Genomic DNA, 17,144 nt, shown 5'->3' with positions numbered 1-17,144 from the left:
AAATTATTCGGGATAGGTCTAATTGTCGTGAAATTGTCAACTAAAATGTCTTCTTTTATAATGAGCAACCAGCAATATGCTCCATGTGAAAATACAAGCTTTTAGGTATGAACTTTAATTTGACGATCAGGAGGAAGATGATGATTTTTATAGTGGGGGTTACAGTCCTTGTCTATATCATTTCATTGGGGTATATAAGTTTTCAATTGAGAGCCAATGCCATAGATGAGGCACAGAAACTGGCCGACTCCTACGCTCAGCAGAAGGCTAATGAGATCAAGGCAATATTGGATGAAGATATGGCCGTAGCTCGCAGCATGGCAGACATCATCAAAGACTACACCTTTATGAAGCGGCCGCTTCGTGATACGCTCCGAAAGAATCTGATGGTGAACATCCTGAAACAGTATCCAAAATATGATGCTACCTGGATGAGTTGGCAGCTATGGGCTATTGAAGATGGGTATGACAAACCATATGGAAGAGAGCGCAAGAACTATTACATGCGCGATGGCAAACTGAACTCTTCGGGTGAGCTGGCCAACCTTGATGGAGACCCTACATCGGGAGTTTACTGGTTTCTTAAATACAATCGTGATCACAGCGAAAAACTTTCAGAACCATACTGGTATCTGGATTACGACTATTCGTCTGGCGCTACGGACTCATTGTTGGGAATATCTCCTACAGTCAGTATAGAGGTTGATGGCAAGTTTGTCGGCGTTATCGGTACTGATATGACGGTAGATGATTTCAAGGGGGTAACTGAGGTAGATTATTATGACAATGGGTTCGCTTTTCTCCTTTCCAATCAGGGTGTTATTATCTCCCATAAGAATGAGAGCCTGTTTAGCCAGTCGATGGATACTTTGAGTATCGTGAAGAAAAGCCCTTACAACGTGAGGGAGAGGATTAAAAATGGAGATTCTTTTTCTTATCAGGTGTATGACGAAGATCAGGGCGAGCAGGTGTACGTTTCCTTTGCAGCGATTCCCATTGGCAGATCTTCTTTTCCCTGGTCTACAGGCTTTGTGGTTCCCGTTTCAGAAATTACTGCCCAGTTCAATGCGGTATTTATGGTTACCCTGATTGTTGGGTTGGCTGGTCTCATCGTACTGGTGATTATTACCTATAAGATCTCCGCTGCCATTGCTCAGTCTCTTGAGAAATCGAGCTTCTTGCTCACGAAGCTGGCTGAGGGGGATCTGTCCGCCGAAAACCGACTGAATATTCAATCCAGGGATGAGCTGGGGGTATTAGCAGCTGCTGCCAACGAACTGATGGATGACCTGATCCGAAAGGCCGAATTTTCTCATTTGATTGGGAAGGGTAATCTGGATACCGAATTTGCCAGCTCGGGCAAGAACGATATGTTGGGGATCTCCCTTTTGCGCATGCGCGAAAACCTACGAACCGTAAGTCGGGAAACTCGCGAGGTGATTCAGAATGCTGGTGAGAACGGAGAGCTGATGACTGCCAGGATGAAGACAGACTGGGAAGATGGTGCATGGAAAGAGTTGAGCGATTCAGTAAATAACCTGTTGGATTCTATCTCACTTCCATTTAATAAGATCAACACCATGGTGGATGCAATGGCTGCAGGTGATCTCACGGTGCGATATGACGAAGAGGCCAGAGGAGATGTGCAGGTAATGGCTTCTAGTTTCAATAAAGCGCTGGATAATATCAATGAATTGATTGAAAACATAGCTGGAATGGCCACCATAGTGAATGAGTCTTCAGTAGAGATGCGAACGGTGAGTGAGGAGATGACCTATAATACCCGGGAGATAGCTTCGTCTATCTCTGAAATGAGCAATGGAGCTCAAAATCAGGTGGTGAAAGTAGATGAATCCTCTGGCCTGGTAGAAGGAATCTTGCGGTCTTCCAATGAAATGGGTGAGCAGGCAGAAAATATAAATGAAGCCGCACAAGGTGGAGTGGAGAACAGTGAAAAAGGTCAGAGCCTCGTGAAAAAGGTGGGCTTCAGCATGCGAGACATTGCCGCATTCTCTTCAGATACACATGATTCTATTCAGGTACTGACCAGACGCTCCAATGAGATATCACGTGCGCTAGGAGTGATTACTGAAATAGCTTCTCAAACCAACCTGTTGGCATTGAATGCCGCTATCGAAGCAGCTCAGGCAGGTGATGCCGGAAGAGGGTTTGCAGTGGTGGCCGAGGAGATCAGGAAGCTGGCCGAAGATTCCAAAAAATCTGCGCGCGAAATCGAGCAATTGGTGAACGACGTACAGAGTGACGTAAGCACCGCAGCAACTGCCATAGAAATGATGAAAGCCAGTGTGAAGAGTGGTGAGGATGCCACCAACTTCGCCTCAGAGGCTTTCAATGAAATCACCAGCTCTTCTAATCATACTTTGCTCATGTCAGAAGAGATTCGCAAGCGTGTGAAGCAGCAGATTGAGTCCATCAAGAATGTAGTAACCATTACGGAATCTGTGGTGGTAATTGCCGAAGAAACGGCTGCAGGCACCGAACAAATAGCCAGTTCTGCTACTGAATTATCAGCAGGGATGGAGAGCTACGTGCAGAAATCTCAAAGTTTATCAGATGTGGCGGCCGAGCTTATAGAGCGGGTGAGTAAATTTCGTTTGAGAGGATAAGTTTTTCCTTAAATATTTAGGTTTTTTAGCAGGTGAAATTTATCATTTTGCTATTTTACGAATGTTTGAATAGTGTGGTTTGAGCCAAATATTATTTTTTAATATCAAAAAATATGAAAATAATAGATCACCCAAAGTATTGGGGTTCCGTGGACTAAGCCATTTGAGATTTGAATGAATGTGGTCCCTGGTGAACACATCCCTATAGACAAGATTTTAACGCAGCGAAATGGTGGACGGAGACTCTACAAAGTCACATGACATTGCTCAGCCAGAAAAGAGTTGGGTAGAAGCAGCCGCTTTGGGCAGGCTCAATCAGGAGATTTCAGAGACAGGAACGGTAGAAAAAAACGAAGTACTCGTGGTTTTCCCGGTGGGGCGTGAGCGTTACGCACTTCCCATAGAAAAAGTGCGTGAAGTGGTGAAGGCTCCCAAAATTGCGCCTGTACCTCAGGCCCCGGATTATATACTTGGTGTCGGTAATGTAAGGGGTAATGTTCTTGCCGTAATTGACCTTGAAAAAAGGATCAATCCAAAGGCCCCGGCAATGGAGGGTTTGGAGGAGGCGTTCATCATTGTGATCAAGGATGATACTTACCAGGCTGGCCTCATTGTACGGCAGGTGCCTGATACCCTCCTTGTGCAATCTTCACAAATCAATACCAGTGCCGCTGTGATCAACAACCTTGCACCCGAAGATCACTTTATCAAAGGGATTGTCAAACAGGACAAGTCCATGATCATATTGGTCGATATTTTAGAGATGATTGAGGTTAAAACCGAATAGTGCGCTTGGTCATTAGGTAAACGAATTTCCCCATATTTTTGAATTCAACCCAACCCGATAGATGATAGAATTATTAAAGATTACAGGCCTGGTAAGCGCTATTTTACTAGCGAGTACTGTGGCCATTTACTACAATTTTAAGGGATCCTTCCTTTTCAGAATTTGTGTTTTTTTTGTGGCTCTTTCCGCTGAGTTATGCATAGTCTCCTATGCATCCGGTATGTACGGGATTGTGTATTTTCTTTACGCTTCGCCCATCATCGTCCTTCAGTTTTACCTTGGGATGAGGTTTATCTTTAGGTATGTTCATTATCCGCTTTACAGGATTATCAAGCGAATCAATATGATGTCTGATGGTAATCTCGATATTGATTTTCAGGAGTTGAAAACAGATAGAAGGAAGGATGAAATTGGTCATATTTCCAGGGCTCTTGACAGTCACCTCATGTTCTTGAAAAATACCGCCGGACTGGCCAATGAGATCAGGGAGGGAAACCTGAATTCGGAGTTTAGTCTGAAAAGCAACAATGACCTATTGGGACAGTCATTGCTGGATATGAGAGACAACCTGCGGACTATGCTCGGCGGTGTGGATGAGGTAGTGAGTATGGCAGGAGATGAGGGTAAGTTAGATGTGAGGATTGACAACCAAAATAAATCCGGCATTTGGCTTCAGTTGGGCAACTCCATCAATGAGCTGTTGGAAAATGTTTCCAGGCCATTCTATTCTATCAACAAGATCGTCAATGCCATGGCTTCCGGTGACCTCACGCATCGGTACAAGGAGGAGGCCAAGGGAGATATCCTTAAAATTACCAATAATCTCAATCTGGCGCTGGATAACCTCGATGGGCTGCTTCATCAGATTTCACAGAATGTCCTCACCATTGAGGAGTCTACAAGTGAAATGCGAGTGACCGGTGAGGAGATGAATTCCAACACCAACGAAATTGCTTCTGCGATTGCTCAAATGAGCAGCGGAGCTCAAAACCAGCTGGCCAAAGTAGATGAGTCATCCAGCCTGGTAGAAGAAATCCTTCAGGCCTCTCAGCGGATGGTACAGAAGGCTGAAGCCATCAACAACGCCGCAAAGATCGGTGCTGAAAGCAGTGAGAAGGGAATTGGTATAGTGAATGGCGTGGTGAGCAGCATGGTGGAGATTTCTGAGTACTCCACCAAAACAAACCAATCAATTCAGGTGCTCACCCAGAGGTCTCAGGAAATCTCCAGAACGCTGAGCGTGATCACCGAAATTGCTTCACAAACGAACCTTCTGGCACTAAATGCGGCCATCGAAGCAGCACAGGCAGGCGATGCTGGTCGCGGGTTTGCAGTGGTAGCCGAAGAAATCCGCAAACTGGCCGAGGATTCCCGAAAGTCGGCCAAGGAAATAGAGATATTGGTAGGAGACGTGCAGACAGACACCGAAGTGGCTGCCAAAGTGATGTCCAATATGAATATGGTAGTGAAAAGTGGAGAGGAAACTTCCAGATCTGCCGCTGCGTCCTTTAAGGAGATTCTCGATTCCTCCACCGAAACACTGCGATTCTCAGAAGAAATTCTCAATGCCGCCCAGAATCAGATCCAGAGTATTAATAATGTGGTTTCCATCACCGAAAGCATCGTGGTGATAGCGGAGCAGACCGCAGCGGGCACCGAAGAGGTGGCCAGTTCGGCCACTGAGCTTTCATCCGGTATGGGCAGTTACAATGACAAGACCCAAAACCTGGCGCAAATCGCCATGGAATTCAAAGAGGGTATCAGCATGGTGAGGCTCTCCGGCCAGGCCAAGGAGAATAACGCCCTCTTTCAGATGCGTGAGGCCTACGAAAAGGAGAAAAGTCTTTTGGATGCGTTGCTCTCCAATATTCCCGATTTTATCTACTTCAAAGACAGAGAGAGTAAATTCATCCGCAACAGCCTTTCTCATGTCAAGAGGTTTGGAATGGAAGACCCTAAGCAATTAATTGGCAAGAGTGATTTTGATTTTCATGGAGAACATGCAAGGGTATCTTATGAGGATGAGCAGAAGATCATGGAGACAGGCATCCCAATGATTAACAGTATTCAAAGAGCTGACCTTAAAAACGGCGAATTCAAGTATGTATCTACGACTAAAATGCCGTTGAAAGATGTGGATGGAAACATCATAGGCACTTTCGGAATTTCAAGAGACATTACCGAAATGAGGATTGCCCAGCTCAAATTCGAAGAGGAGAATAGGCTGTTGGCGACATTACTCGATAACATGCCTGATTTTATATACTTCAAAGATACTCAGGGACACTTCCTCAGAGTGAGCGAATCCATGGCTCCTAATTTTGGTGTAAAAGATGTCAGTGAGATTACCGGAAAAACAGATTTTGACTTCTTTGGAGACCATGCTAAGAAAGCATTTAACGACGAACAAACCATCATCAAGACAGGAGTGCCTTTACTTAATCAAATAGAGAGAGAAGACAAAAAGGATGGCACTACCACCTTTGTATCCACTACCAAGCTGCCACTGAAAGATCAGGATGGAAAGATCGTTGGCACCTTTGGGATATCCAGAGACATCACGGATCTGAAGTTGGCCCAGATCAAATCTGAGGAACAGGAGGTAGAGCTTGAAAATCTGCAGCGGATGATGAAGTCCGGCAAGGACACCAATAAATTATTCAAAGAGCAAAAGGCGTTTTTCGGTGAGGTACTGAAGCATGTGAATGATACCGTGCTGGTGAAAACGCCGGATGGTAAAAAGTACCTGACAAGCGCCAATGGCACAAAAGTATCCAGTGATGATTGGGCGGATGAAGTACAGATAATTAAGGACAGAAAGCCTGTACAGCGACTGGTGAAGTTGAAAACTGATATGGGTGACTCCTATCAGCTAGACAAGAAGGCTCCAATCTACCTTCCGGAGATTGAAGATTGGGGAATTTTGGATATTCAAAGTGAAATAGGTGTTAATATTGAGGATAACGTAAAGTTTCTTGAGGATATTAGAAAGAAGTACCCCGAGATTTTGGCAGATATCGACTAATTTCTTTGTAGATTAAAAATTGGTGAGCAATCAGAATAGAATATGACAACAGGACGCAACCTTAAGAAAAAAAGCGCCCACCCTTCCAAGGAAGATAAGGGGAAGAAAGCCAAAAAGGTCTCCGAAAAAGTAGAGTCAGCGGATCAGTCCTGGTTTCTTACTCAGGAGGAACTCGCTCGAAGATCTGAACTTCACAAGCGATTCAAAGAGGAGATCGATTCCCTCAAAGGCAAGCATGTACACCTCATTGTCTTTAAGCTTGGACAGGAGTCATTCGCCATGGAAATATCCAAAGTCAACGAAGTAGTGCCCAGTGTCCCCATTACTAAGATGCCTCAAACGCCCAAATACATCAAAGGGATCTCCACCATTCGTGGAAAAGGCATTATCATTTTGGACCTGGCTGATAAGCTCGGCCTGGTTGATGCCAATGAAGACATCAAGACCCGCTCGGCCTATACCATGGTGGTGAGTACAGAGCGGTTTACCGTGGGGATTTTGGTGGCTGAGGTCCCATCCAATCAGAAGATTTCCGGAGATACCATTCAGTCTACTATTGACAACCTGTCCGAAACCTCTCTGGACGAAACGTACATAAAAGGGCTAGTGAAGGTTCAGGGTGAGATGGTCTATTTCATCGACATAGATGAACTGATTGAGGGCGATAGATTGAGGGCCAGAATGAAAACCAGCTAAGCATTTGACAGGGAAGATAAAAATATTGGTAGTGGACGACTCAGCATTTATGAGATTGCTGATCTCGGATCTGTTGTCTAAAGACAAGGAACTGGAAGTCATTGGTTCGGCCTCTAATGGCAAGGAAGCAGTGGAGAAGGCCCGCGAGCTCAAGCCGGATGTCATACTCATGGACATCAACATGGACGAGTATGATGGATTGTATGCCGTAGAGCATATCATGAAGGCTAACCCTATTCCTATTGTGATTTTGAGTTCGGTGGGAAACACTAACCTCGATGTGGTTTTTGATGCACTTAGACTCGGAGCAGTTGATTATATTAACAAACCGCAAAAAGGGGGATCCAAAATCCGCGAGATCAATGTTGAGATTTTGGCCATGGTCAAGCGGGTGGCTCGGGCCAAGCCGCGTCCTACACCCATCGAAAGCGATGGGCTGAGTAAGCTGCCTCACACCTTTGATAGTGAGGCGAGGTTTCATGTGATCGTCATTGGCGCATCTACCGGCGGGCCCTCCGCTTTGGAGAAAGTAATCACTTCGCTTCCTGCCAACCTAAACGTTCCGGTACTTATTTGTCAGCACATGCCACCTAATTTCATTTTGTCCTTTGCGGACAGACTGGATGCCCTCAGTTCGCTCAAAGTGGTGGTGGGTAAGCGGGGTATGGTTCCCCAGCCAGGCATGGTCATTATCGCACCAGGCAATGCCAACATGGTAGTGATGAAGGATGGAAAGGGAGAAAAAGTGAAAATTGGTTTCTCAAAAGAGGAATATAAGGAATATAACAACCCATCCATTAATGCCTTGATGGAATCTGTGGCTGAGTGCTATGGTGAAAAGGCCATAGGGGTGCTCCTCACAGGGATGGGGCGCGATGGGGTGAAGGGTATGAAAATGATTAGAAATAATGGCGGCATTACCATAGCACAGGATGAGTCATCCAGTATTATCTACGGTATGCCGAAAATAGCATTCGAAACTGGAGCGGCCGAAAAGGTCATGCATATAAAAGAAATTGGTGGATACTTGGTTAACTGTTTATAGACATTGAAATCTAAGGAATCAGAATATAAGGAACTCTTTCTCATAGAAGCGAAAGACCAGATAGAAGAGCTGGACAAGCTTTTCGTGGAGCTGGAAAAAGATCAGTCCAATCAGGATGCCATTGATGGCATTTTTCGGATTACCCATACGTTGAAAGGTAATGCCATGGGCCTGGGCCTGGATGGTGTGTCCGAACTTTCACATGCTATGGAGGACGTGATGATTGCCATCCGAAATAAGCAAATCACACTGAGTAAAAAGCTTTTTGAAATCCTTTTCAGAGCCAACGACAAACTCACCCAAGTGGTGCGGGCCCTCGAGACCAACCAAAAGGTCAGCTACCTCGGGATCAAAACCAGCCTTTCAATATTCCTAAAAAATGAATTAGATAAGGGAGCCCCTGCAGCACCCAAAGAAGAAGAGATAGACCATCAGGAAGAGGAAACCACCAAACAGGAAGGCCAGGCCCAGGTGATGTTTTCGGATGTCATTCAGATCCCCGTTAAGAAAATGGATGATTTGCTCAATGAGGTGGGGCAGCTCATCATAGAGCGCGACAGATTGATTGCTTACAGTCAGGAAATAGGGTTGGCTACGGCAGAGTTTGAGCGACTGAAGCGAATCAGTTCCAACCTCCAGTATAGCATTATGAATGCCCGAATGATTCAGGTGGGGTTTCTCTTCAATAAGTTCCATCGGGTAGTTCGGGATGCCGCGGCCATAGAGGTAAAAAATGTGGCTTTGGTTCTCAAAGGCACAGAAATAGAAATAGATCGCAACGTGCTCAAGGTAATCAGCGACTCACTGGTTCACCTCGTACGAAATGCCGTGAGTCACGGTATAGAGCCGGAAGCCAAAAGGGTAGAAAACGGGAAAGCCCCTGAAGGATCCATTACACTGGACGCGCGCTACGAGCGAGATCGGGTGATTATCGTGGTGAAGGATGATGGTGCCGGTATCGACCATGAAGTAATACGTAAGAAAATTGTTCAAAAAGGAATGGTGGCCGACGCTGTGGCCAAGGATCTCACAAAGGATGAAGTACTGCGGTATATTTTTGAGTCAGGCTTTTCCAACTCCGATAAAGTAAATGAAATTTCCGGGCGTGGTGTGGGAATGGACGTGGTGAAGAAAGCCGTAGAGTCTATTGGCGGTCAGGTGCGTATAGAGACAGAGGTGGGTACAGGCACCACTGTCAACCTCCACGTACCATCTTCACTGGCACTCAAGGGCACCTTGCTTTTCGATGTAGGGGGGCAGGAGTATGCCATGGCGCTTTCATACACAGAGGCCGTGGTGACCATTGCCAGGAGTGAAATCTACAAACTCAGTGGCGGGCTCATGGCCAAATATCAGGATGAAGCGATCTCCATTGTTTTCTTGAAAGATATCCTGGAAATGAAGAGTTTGGATGAGCTAGGCCAACGTGGCAGTCTTCAGAAGAGTTTCGAATTGAGTACTGACGATGATCTGTTTAATGTGATCATTGTATCGTATGTGGGGCAGACCACCGGTGTGATTGTAGATAAAGTCCTTCAGCAGAAGGAGATCATCGAAAAACCGCTGGCCAAACCCATTAACAAAACTAAATTGCTAAGTGGCACTACCATACTGGGAAGTGGTAACGTATGCCCGGTAATAGATATAGCAGCTCTCACCGACCTGATTCATCTAAAAGTCCTCCAATCAAAATAATTCTAAATGAAGGAATCAGTAAGTATTTTCTCCGGTGAAGCAAAGCCCCTTGAGTTGATAACGGACGAAGAAATGAATGCCCTGATGGTGGCCATCAAAAACCGCTATGGGCTGGATTTCACCAACTACGAGAAGGCATCTTTGAAAAGAGGGGTGAATCGATTAATGATGAAGCATCATATGGATTCTTCCCTTGACCTCTGGGGACGGATACTTAAAGACCATGATTTCTTCATGAGCGCCATAGATGATCTGCTGGTGAACCTGACGGAGCTGTTTAGAAACCCCGATGTATGGATCAAGCTTCGGGATGAGATCCTCGAACGATTCAAGGGAGAATCACTCAAAATATGGCACGCCGGCTGCTCTACCGGAGAGGAGGTCTATACCATGGCCATTGTATTGGAGGAAAAAGGGCTTTTGGGTAGGACAAAAATTGCTGCCTCCGATTTGAGTACCAAGGCACTGAAAAAGGCAAAAGATGGAGAGTACTCACTGGAGGTGATTAAGCCGTATCTAACTCCCTTTTTGAAATTTTTCCCGGATCGTAAGCTGGAGGACTATTTTGAGTTCCACGACAAGCATGCGGCCATTAAGCCTCACTACAAGCGCAGTGTTACCTTCGAAAGGCACAATCTTGTTCATGATCCGGTCACTGGAGAATACGATATCATCTTTTGTAGAAACGTGATGATCTATTTTGATGAGCAGCTCAAGCTAAAAGTCCTCAACCTGTTTTATAAAAGTCTGAAGCCCAATGGCTACCTGATTATTGGGTACTATGACATCATGCCAGATGCGGGAAAATTACTGTTTCAAGTAGAGGACATCAGGACAAGAGTCTACCGGAAAAAAGAAGAGAAAGGGAGTACACAAAAACCAAAATTTGAGAAAAGATGAGCAAGACCATACTCATAGTTGACGATTCTGGATACTCCAGATCTACCATCAAAGGAATTTTAGTGAACGCCGGCTATCAGGTCATTGGAGAGGCAAAGGACGGTGTGGAGGCCCTGGACAAAATAGTAGAGTTAGATCCGGATTTAGTAACACTCGATAATATACTGCCGGATATGACGGGTTTGGAAATCTTGCGAGCGCTAAAAGAACAGGGCATCTCACGTACCGTTATTATGGTGAGTGCCGTGGGACAACAATCTGCCATTCAGGAGGGGTTAGATCTTGGAATTAAGGCTTATATTACCAAACCGTTTGATCCGAAGGAGTTATTGGAGGAAGTGAAAAAATCTTTCGCTATCTCTGATTAAAATAGGTATAGGTAGGTTAGATTGGTAAGGTTACTGCACCAATCAACTGATTCAACGACTAATTAAGCCGTTCGATCAAAGAGACCTTGAACATTAAGAATAAATTAAACAGATTGCTATAGATAATTTTAATTTTGATGTTGGATAAATTGAACGAAAACGAACTGGAAATAGCCTCTAAGCTGGTCTTTGACGGACTGTCAATGGCTAAGAAATCGATGGAGCAAATTTTGCAAAGCCCCATTTCCATAGAGAAGATCGACTACAGTAGTAGTGCGGATGTTCCCCTTCCCAAATTTGAAGACCTGGGTGGTCAAAGTGTACATGTGATCAAAACCAAGCTGATTGGTGAGCTCAAGGGTACCAGCCATTTGATTTTCAGAGAAGATGAAGTGGCCAAAGTCTTTAAAGCCTGTCTACCAGCCAAATTGATAGACAGTGATACACCAGAAAGCAGAATGATGAAAATTGGTTTCCTTACCGAAATCGATAATATGATGGCTGCGGCAGTGATCACAGAATTTTCAAATTTTTTAGGCTTGGAAATATACGGTCATGTACCTTCGCTGAATGTTGTGAAATCTACTGAGGTCAACAGCTATTTGGAGAAGGAAGCGGGTGAATTTGACGCAATTATTCGTTTCAAGGCCATTTTCCACGGTGTTGAATTAGACATTTCGCCTGATTTCGTTTGGATTTTTCAGGAGGAATTTGTGGATAAAATCAGAGATTTAGTTTGATTAAACAGGGTAAAATATCATGAGTAAGAGAGTACTAATAGTAGACGATTCAATTTATATGCGGTCTTTGATCCGTACAGCTTTAGAAGAAGCCGGGATGGAGATTGTGGGCGAAGCAAAAGACGGAGAGGGGGCTATAGACATAGCGCTGGAGCAGCAGCCGGACCTGATTACCCTGGATAACATCCTCCCTGACATGATGGGCTTTGAGATATTGAAAGTCCTTAGAGATGAAGGACTGGAGTCAAAAGTGATTATGATCAGTGCTGTAGGTCAGCAAACAGTTGTAAACAAAGGTAAAGAATTGGGAGCGGCTGACTATATTGTTAAACCATTTACGTCAGAAGAGCTGATAGCAGTGGTTAACAGAATAATGTAAAAAGTATGAGAATACTTTATGATCTTCCAATCAGGACCAAGTTTGCAGTGGTTTTGGTCCCTCTTATTGTCATCATCATTTGCTTTGATTACATACAAATCAAGCATAACTATTTGGATTATGACGATTCGCAGAGGCTGAACAAAACCATCTTGTTGGGTGTGGAAATCAACCACGCCGTTCATGAGCTGCAAAAGGAGCGAAGCATTTCCGTGGGTTTTTTGACCAATGATGGCGAGGACTTTTCACAAGCACTCTTGCATCAGAGGCATGTGACAGACAGTACCCTGGAGCGCTTCTATGAGGAGTTGGACCGGTTAGATCTCAAAGGCATTTTTGCCATTCATGCTAACGATGTAGAGTTGTTGAACTCAAATTTCTCTACGATCAACAGTATCCGTCAGAAAGTAGATCGTCGGGTATTGGATCCGATCCAGATTCTTGAGTATTTCTCAGATATCGATGAGGTAGCATTGAATACCGTCGATCAGCTAATCAATGAAACACGGGATAAAGATATAGCGCAGCAGGTGCATGCGCTTATTTATTTCTTGAAAGCCAAAGAGCGAGCCAGTATAGAGCGAGCCATTGGTACTCACGCATTTTCCATTAGTGAGATTGATGACGAGACTTACAGCTCGTTCACCGCCTTGGTAGCAGAGCAGGAAGCTTATACAGATGCTTTTCTCATCATTGCAGATGAAGCTTCAAGAGGAGTATACAATAACCTGGTCACTGGACATGATGTGAATGAAGTAGATCGACTCAGGTCTGTTTTGCATCTTAGGGATAATTTTAATCAGGATCCTGGCTACTGGTACGAAATGACCACTAGCAAGATCAATGCGCTCAAAAGAGTAGAGGATAGTATCTCTCAGAGGCTACTTTCTCGTACGGAATATCTTGCCCGCACAGCTTTTCAAAAATTTTGGACCTTCATTGTACTGGATATCATCATCGGTATTCTGGCTATGTGGCTGATGTCCATTATTGTGACCAACCTGTTGGCCAATGTGAAAATACTGGAACGCTTTACCATCAGGATTTCCAAAGGAGACCTGTCAAAGAAAGTGTTCATTGCTACCAAGGATGAAATTGGACAGTACGCCAAGACTTTCAACGTGATGGTGGATGAGATTGTGAAGTCTCATAACATCCTGAGAAAAGAGCGTGATAAGGCCAAATTCCTGTATAACAATATCTATCGAGTATCCCTTGTTGTGTTCCAAAATATCCACCAGGGGATTTTTCTGTTAGATAGGAATTTCAAAATGAGTAAGCTCTATTCCAAATCCATGGAAAAGATCTTTGGCCTCTCCAAGATCTCCGGTGAGAACTTTGCCAACTTCATGAGACCATTGATTATCCCTCGCGATCTGGAGGCACTGGAGATGTTCATGCGCCATCTGTTCAATGAAGACATGGACGAGGATGTAGTCAACCAGCTCAACCCTATCGAGCAGGTAAAAATATACAGCGAGACCGATGGTATAGTGACCACCAAATACATCCGGGTCAATTTTACAAGGATATGGAGAAGAGATCGCATCGCTAATATCATGGTGACGGTATCTGACGAAACGGAATCAGTATTGCTCCAGAAACACCTGGAAGACGCGGAGAAGAAGAAAAAGCAGGAAACCGAACAGGTATTGAGCATTTTGAAAATAGATCCGTCATTGATCAGGGGCTTCCTGTATAATGCCAAACGGACCCTCAAAGGCATCTCGGAGCGCTATGAGGCCAATAAAGACAGAGACTTGAAGGCGTTGCTTGATTTCACCTTCGAAACCATCCACAACCTCAAAGGGAATGCCGTAGTGATAGGCCTTGACATCATGAGCGAAAAATTCCATGAGGTAGAGGAAGCCATTGAAAGTCTAAAGCTCAAGGAAGTGACCGGTAAGGATTTCCTCACCATCCTCTATGAGATCGATGATGCCGATAAGATGATCGATGAAATGAGCTCTATGCTCCGAAAGGTGGCAGATATCTACCGTAAGTACCCATCTGGTGGTCATGTGGTTTCCAATATCATGCTCATTGACAATCTGGAGCGATCAGTTAAGTTGCTGTCAGACAAAATGGACAAGCCGGTGGACTTTTTCTTTAAAAATGAAAGCAACCTGGTGCTTCCAAATGAGCACATTGATGCTTTTAGGGACATCATGATTCAGCTGATTAGAAATTCCGTAAAGCATGGAATAGAGGATCGTGAAACCCGAACGTCACTTGGAAAATTGATCAGAGGAACGATTTCTATTGAGCTGGATCAGCCAAAAGATCAGCGATTCGAGATATGCTACATGGATGACGGCAGGGGACTCGATGTGATCAGAGTAAAACAAAGGGCAGTTCAAAGTGGCATACTTACTGAATTTGAGGCTGAGAAACTCACACATGATCAGGTGATCAACCTCATTTATGAAAAAGGATTTTCAACCGCTACGGAAGTGGATGAAAACGCAGGTCGTGGAAGAGGCATGAATTTAGTGAAGACACTGATAGAGGAGATGAATGGAACATTTACCACCACTTTTGAGGAAGGTAAGTACTTCAAACTAATCATAAATTTACCCATCAGTGGTATTGTAGAAGACCAATCAAAAGAGCATGAGACTACTGATAGTTGATGATTCATCAATTATGCGTCGCATAATTGAGAAAAATCTGAAAGATTACGATATTGAGATCATAGGTATGGCTCCTGATGGGGCGAGTGCTGTGAAGATTGTTAAGGAAGAAAAACCAGACGTGGTAACGCTGGATATTACCATGCCGGGAATGGACGGTTTGGCTTGCCTGGATGAAATCATGCTTATGCACCCAAAATGCAAGGTTATGATCATCACGGCTCTATCAGATAAATTAACCGGCCTGAGAGCATTGGATAAAGGCGCACGTGGTTTTCTTTATAAACCTGTGAATGCCGATGATCTCGCCAAAGCTTTTGACCGATTACTAAAGAGAAATGAAAACAAGCAAAGCGGAGTTTGATGCCACCTGTAGTCTGTTCATTAATTCAGTCAACAATTACTTCAGGCACCTGACAGAGATTGATTCCGAACTGAACGTACCTTATATCAAGCAATCCGAAGGTCTGATGTTGAAGGACTATACCGGAATGATAGGAATATCTGGAAATCGGAAGGGATTTGTTTATATTTCAGCTAACCGAATTATGTATGAGGATCTGATTAAGATTTTCATTGGGATAGATGATCCTTCTGAGGAGGATATCCTGGATATGGCTGGCGAAATCTCGAACGTGGTGGCCGGAAACGTCCGTGCGAACCTGGGAGCCAACTTTATGATTTCAGTGCCTGTCGTGTTTCAGGGGATGCCTTCCAAGTTGAAAATACCCGAAGATGTCTCCATATACGTAATTCCGATAGTTTGGAACAACCATGAAGCATTTGTGGTTATTGGTTTGCAGTAAAATTTCAGCATGCTTGATCAGGAACGCACGTACTATAACCTTGGAGTTTCGTCTTTAGAGGATGTAACAAAGAAGAACTATTTTTCTTTGTTTCCTGAGGAGGTCGTGGCAAGTTTTCTGGATGCTTTCATTATCAATCTCCCCATGAGTGGCAAGGTAGGGGGGGATGGCTTCTGGATTTTCAAAGACGGAGAAGATCTTTTTATTGCGCTCTTTGACTGTATGGGGCATGGTCACCTGGCCAGTATGATGACTCGTGTGTACAAGCAATCACTCCAGCGGGTGATGGAGTCGTATGAGACCCGTGATCCCGGGACTATTCTGAGATACCTTCATCACAAAATTGCCACTAAGTTTAGCGACAGAGAAAAACTCCAGGTGGGTACCGGTGCTGATGTGGGACTGCTTAAAATCAATTTAGCCATCAGGCATGTAGAATTCGCAGGCGCCAAAGTAGATTTAATGCATGTGAAGAAGGGTAAGATGGAGATCATCAAAGCTGATAGAATGCAGATTGGTGAAATGTTTGAAATGCAGCATACCTATCAGACCAGCACCATTGTGTTGGAAGAAGGAGTGAAGTCTAACCTCTATCTATCCAGTGATGGCTTTCGTGACCTGATGGGTGGCGATAAGAATAAGAAGTTGGGAAGGAAAATGGTGGCTGAAGCCATTTTGGAGAATGCTGATAAACCAATTTTAGATCAAAAGACTTTGCTGACCACATTCATCGATCAATGGAAAGGCTCCAATGATCAGCCTGATGATGTCCTCATCATGGGGTTTGCACTTTGATTCAACCCTGAATCACTCAACCTTCTGAAGTATTCAACTTTAGAATCCTCAAAAAATTATCGTCGAGTATCCAGATAAAAAAAGGAGCAACGTTAACAGCAACTCCTTCCAGTACGGATTTGACATGAAAGGCTGTTTTATGAACCTTATTTTCTTTTTCAAAAAACTCGTTGATCAGATTGCCAGACATGATTTGGATCTGAGGTACCCTGAGTTCCAATTGCACGCCCAGATACTCAGATATTTCTTTCATAGACAAGGCTGCTATCACATTTTCGATTTCTGACATGAATCCATGCTTCATCAGCTTGGTTTCGGTCCGTTTGTCTGACTTGAATTCGGGTGGAAGGCAGACAGTATTGATCAGGTCTACCTCATGATCCAGGATAACGAAATAGAAAGCCCCACGGATATCGCCACTGAATACCAGCTTGACCAGGTGCGCCTTGAATCGACCTAACAGGTCTAATTCAGGAATGGGGGTCAGTGGACCTACGCCATAGGTGATATGACTGGCATTGACCCTTATTTTGAGCATCTGCTCCATAGACTGCACCGCTTTCTTGATCGCGTTGCCTATAAGCTCCGAAATAAGTTCCCTCTGTTCTTCTGTAAGACGATTGTTTGGATGAGTAGCTGACAAAATGT

15 protein-coding genes are annotated in these 17,144 nt (G+C 44.4%); 14 read left to right on the top strand and 1 reads right to left on the bottom strand.

Features of this window, described 5'->3' with window-relative positions; translation table 11 throughout:
- The first annotated feature begins 107 nt into the window (after positions 1-107).
- The 14 genes from GV030_RS19115 (at position 108) to GV030_RS19050 (ending at position 16,496) form a co-directional block, all read left to right on the top strand.
- On the top strand, positions 108-2,627 hold the full coding sequence (locus tag GV030_RS19115; protein ID WP_159584960.1) for a methyl-accepting chemotaxis protein: 2,520 nt from the start codon (positions 108-110) through the stop codon (positions 2,625-2,627).
- Positions 2,628-2,856: 229 nt separating this feature from the next.
- A complete protein-coding gene (locus GV030_RS19110) occupies positions 2,857-3,414 on the top strand; it encodes a chemotaxis protein CheW (RefSeq protein ID WP_159584959.1) in 558 nt (185 codons plus the stop codon).
- A gap of 61 nt (positions 3,415-3,475) precedes the next feature.
- Positions 3,476-6,439, top strand: coding sequence for a methyl-accepting chemotaxis protein (locus GV030_RS19105; RefSeq protein WP_159584958.1), 2,964 nt, complete (start codon positions 3,476-3,478; stop codon positions 6,437-6,439).
- A gap of 42 nt (positions 6,440-6,481) precedes the next feature.
- Entirely contained in the window at positions 6,482-7,135 is a 654-nt protein-coding gene (locus GV030_RS19100; RefSeq protein WP_159584957.1) for a chemotaxis protein CheW, read from the top strand.
- Between the two features lie 4 nt (positions 7,136-7,139).
- The gene (cheB, locus tag GV030_RS19095) at positions 7,140-8,180 is read left to right on the top strand and encodes a chemotaxis-specific protein-glutamate methyltransferase CheB (RefSeq protein WP_159584956.1); all 1,041 of its coding nucleotides are present in this window, start codon (positions 7,140-7,142) and stop codon (positions 8,178-8,180) included.
- A gap of 3 nt (positions 8,181-8,183) precedes the next feature.
- The gene (locus tag GV030_RS19090) at positions 8,184-9,875 is read left to right on the top strand and encodes a chemotaxis protein CheA (protein ID WP_159584955.1); all 1,692 of its coding nucleotides are present in this window, start codon (positions 8,184-8,186) and stop codon (positions 9,873-9,875) included.
- A gap of 6 nt (positions 9,876-9,881) precedes the next feature.
- Entirely contained in the window at positions 9,882-10,775 is an 894-nt protein-coding gene (locus GV030_RS19085) for a protein-glutamate O-methyltransferase CheR (protein WP_159584954.1), read from the top strand.
- The gene (locus tag GV030_RS19080; RefSeq protein ID WP_159584953.1) at positions 10,772-11,143 is read left to right on the top strand and encodes a response regulator; all 372 of its coding nucleotides are present in this window, start codon (positions 10,772-10,774) and stop codon (positions 11,141-11,143) included. The genes GV030_RS19085 and GV030_RS19080 overlap by 4 nt, the downstream gene beginning before the upstream one ends.
- 137 nt (positions 11,144-11,280) lie before the next feature.
- Positions 11,281-11,883, top strand: a complete 603-nt coding sequence (locus GV030_RS19075) for a hypothetical protein (protein ID WP_159584952.1) — start codon at positions 11,281-11,283, stop codon at positions 11,881-11,883.
- A 19-nt stretch (positions 11,884-11,902) separates the two neighbouring features.
- Complete coding sequence (locus GV030_RS19070) at positions 11,903-12,262, top strand: response regulator (RefSeq protein WP_159584951.1); 360 nt, start codon at positions 11,903-11,905, stop codon at positions 12,260-12,262.
- Between the two features lie 5 nt (positions 12,263-12,267).
- On the top strand, positions 12,268-14,895 hold the full coding sequence (locus tag GV030_RS19065) for a nitrate- and nitrite sensing domain-containing protein (protein ID WP_159584950.1): 2,628 nt from the start codon (positions 12,268-12,270) through the stop codon (positions 14,893-14,895).
- Positions 14,876-15,259: a response regulator gene (locus tag GV030_RS19060; RefSeq protein ID WP_159584949.1), complete on the top strand. Its 384-nt coding sequence runs from the start codon at positions 14,876-14,878 to the stop codon at positions 15,257-15,259. Before GV030_RS19065 ends, GV030_RS19060 begins: the two co-directional genes overlap by 20 nt.
- The gene (locus GV030_RS19055) at positions 15,234-15,701 is read left to right on the top strand and encodes a chemotaxis protein CheX (RefSeq protein WP_159584948.1); all 468 of its coding nucleotides are present in this window, start codon (positions 15,234-15,236) and stop codon (positions 15,699-15,701) included. Before GV030_RS19060 ends, GV030_RS19055 begins: the two co-directional genes overlap by 26 nt.
- 9 nt (positions 15,702-15,710) lie before the next feature.
- The gene (locus tag GV030_RS19050) at positions 15,711-16,496 is read left to right on the top strand and encodes a PP2C family protein-serine/threonine phosphatase (RefSeq protein ID WP_159584947.1); all 786 of its coding nucleotides are present in this window, start codon (positions 15,711-15,713) and stop codon (positions 16,494-16,496) included.
- 16 nt (positions 16,497-16,512) lie between these two features.
- Here GV030_RS19050 and GV030_RS19045 read toward each other — a convergent pair whose 3' ends face one another.
- On the bottom strand, positions 16,513-17,139 hold the full coding sequence (locus GV030_RS19045) for a hypothetical protein (RefSeq protein ID WP_159584946.1): 627 nt from the start codon (positions 17,137-17,139) through the stop codon (positions 16,513-16,515).
- Between the last annotated feature and the right edge of the window lie 5 nt (positions 17,140-17,144).

The organism is Marinoscillum sp. 108, from assembly GCF_902506655.1.
In the GTDB taxonomy this organism is placed as follows: Bacteria; Bacteroidota; Bacteroidia; order Cytophagales; family Cyclobacteriaceae; genus Marinoscillum; species Marinoscillum luteum.
Note: the sequence above shows the minus strand (reverse complement) of the source record. Positions and strands in the feature narration are given on the sequence as shown.

What these genes read in the sequence shown, in the direction of transcription:
- GV030_RS19065 (WP_159584950.1), top strand. Translation starts at nt 12,268, where the DNA reads ATGAGAATACTTTATGATCTTCCAATCAGGACCAAGTTTGCAGTGGTT.
- GV030_RS19105 (WP_159584958.1), top strand. Translation starts at nt 3,476, where the DNA reads ATGATAGAATTATTAAAGATTACAGGCCTGGTAAGCGCTATTTTACTA.
- GV030_RS19070 (WP_159584951.1), top strand. Translation starts at nt 11,903, where the DNA reads ATGAGTAAGAGAGTACTAATAGTAGACGATTCAATTTATATGCGGTCT.
- GV030_RS19080 (WP_159584953.1), top strand. Translation starts at nt 10,772, where the DNA reads ATGAGCAAGACCATACTCATAGTTGACGATTCTGGATACTCCAGATCT.
- GV030_RS19115 (WP_159584960.1), top strand. Translation starts at nt 108, where the DNA reads ATGAACTTTAATTTGACGATCAGGAGGAAGATGATGATTTTTATAGTG.
- GV030_RS19110 (WP_159584959.1), top strand. Translation starts at nt 2,857, where the DNA reads ATGGTGGACGGAGACTCTACAAAGTCACATGACATTGCTCAGCCAGAA.
- GV030_RS19100 (WP_159584957.1), top strand. Translation starts at nt 6,482, where the DNA reads ATGACAACAGGACGCAACCTTAAGAAAAAAAGCGCCCACCCTTCCAAG.
- GV030_RS19085 (WP_159584954.1), top strand. Translation starts at nt 9,882, where the DNA reads ATGAAGGAATCAGTAAGTATTTTCTCCGGTGAAGCAAAGCCCCTTGAG.
- GV030_RS19075 (WP_159584952.1), top strand. Translation starts at nt 11,281, where the DNA reads ATGTTGGATAAATTGAACGAAAACGAACTGGAAATAGCCTCTAAGCTG.
- GV030_RS19060 (WP_159584949.1), top strand. Translation starts at nt 14,876, where the DNA reads ATGAGACTACTGATAGTTGATGATTCATCAATTATGCGTCGCATAATT.
- GV030_RS19055 (WP_159584948.1), top strand. Translation starts at nt 15,234, where the DNA reads ATGAAAACAAGCAAAGCGGAGTTTGATGCCACCTGTAGTCTGTTCATT.
- GV030_RS19050 (WP_159584947.1), top strand. Translation starts at nt 15,711, where the DNA reads ATGCTTGATCAGGAACGCACGTACTATAACCTTGGAGTTTCGTCTTTA.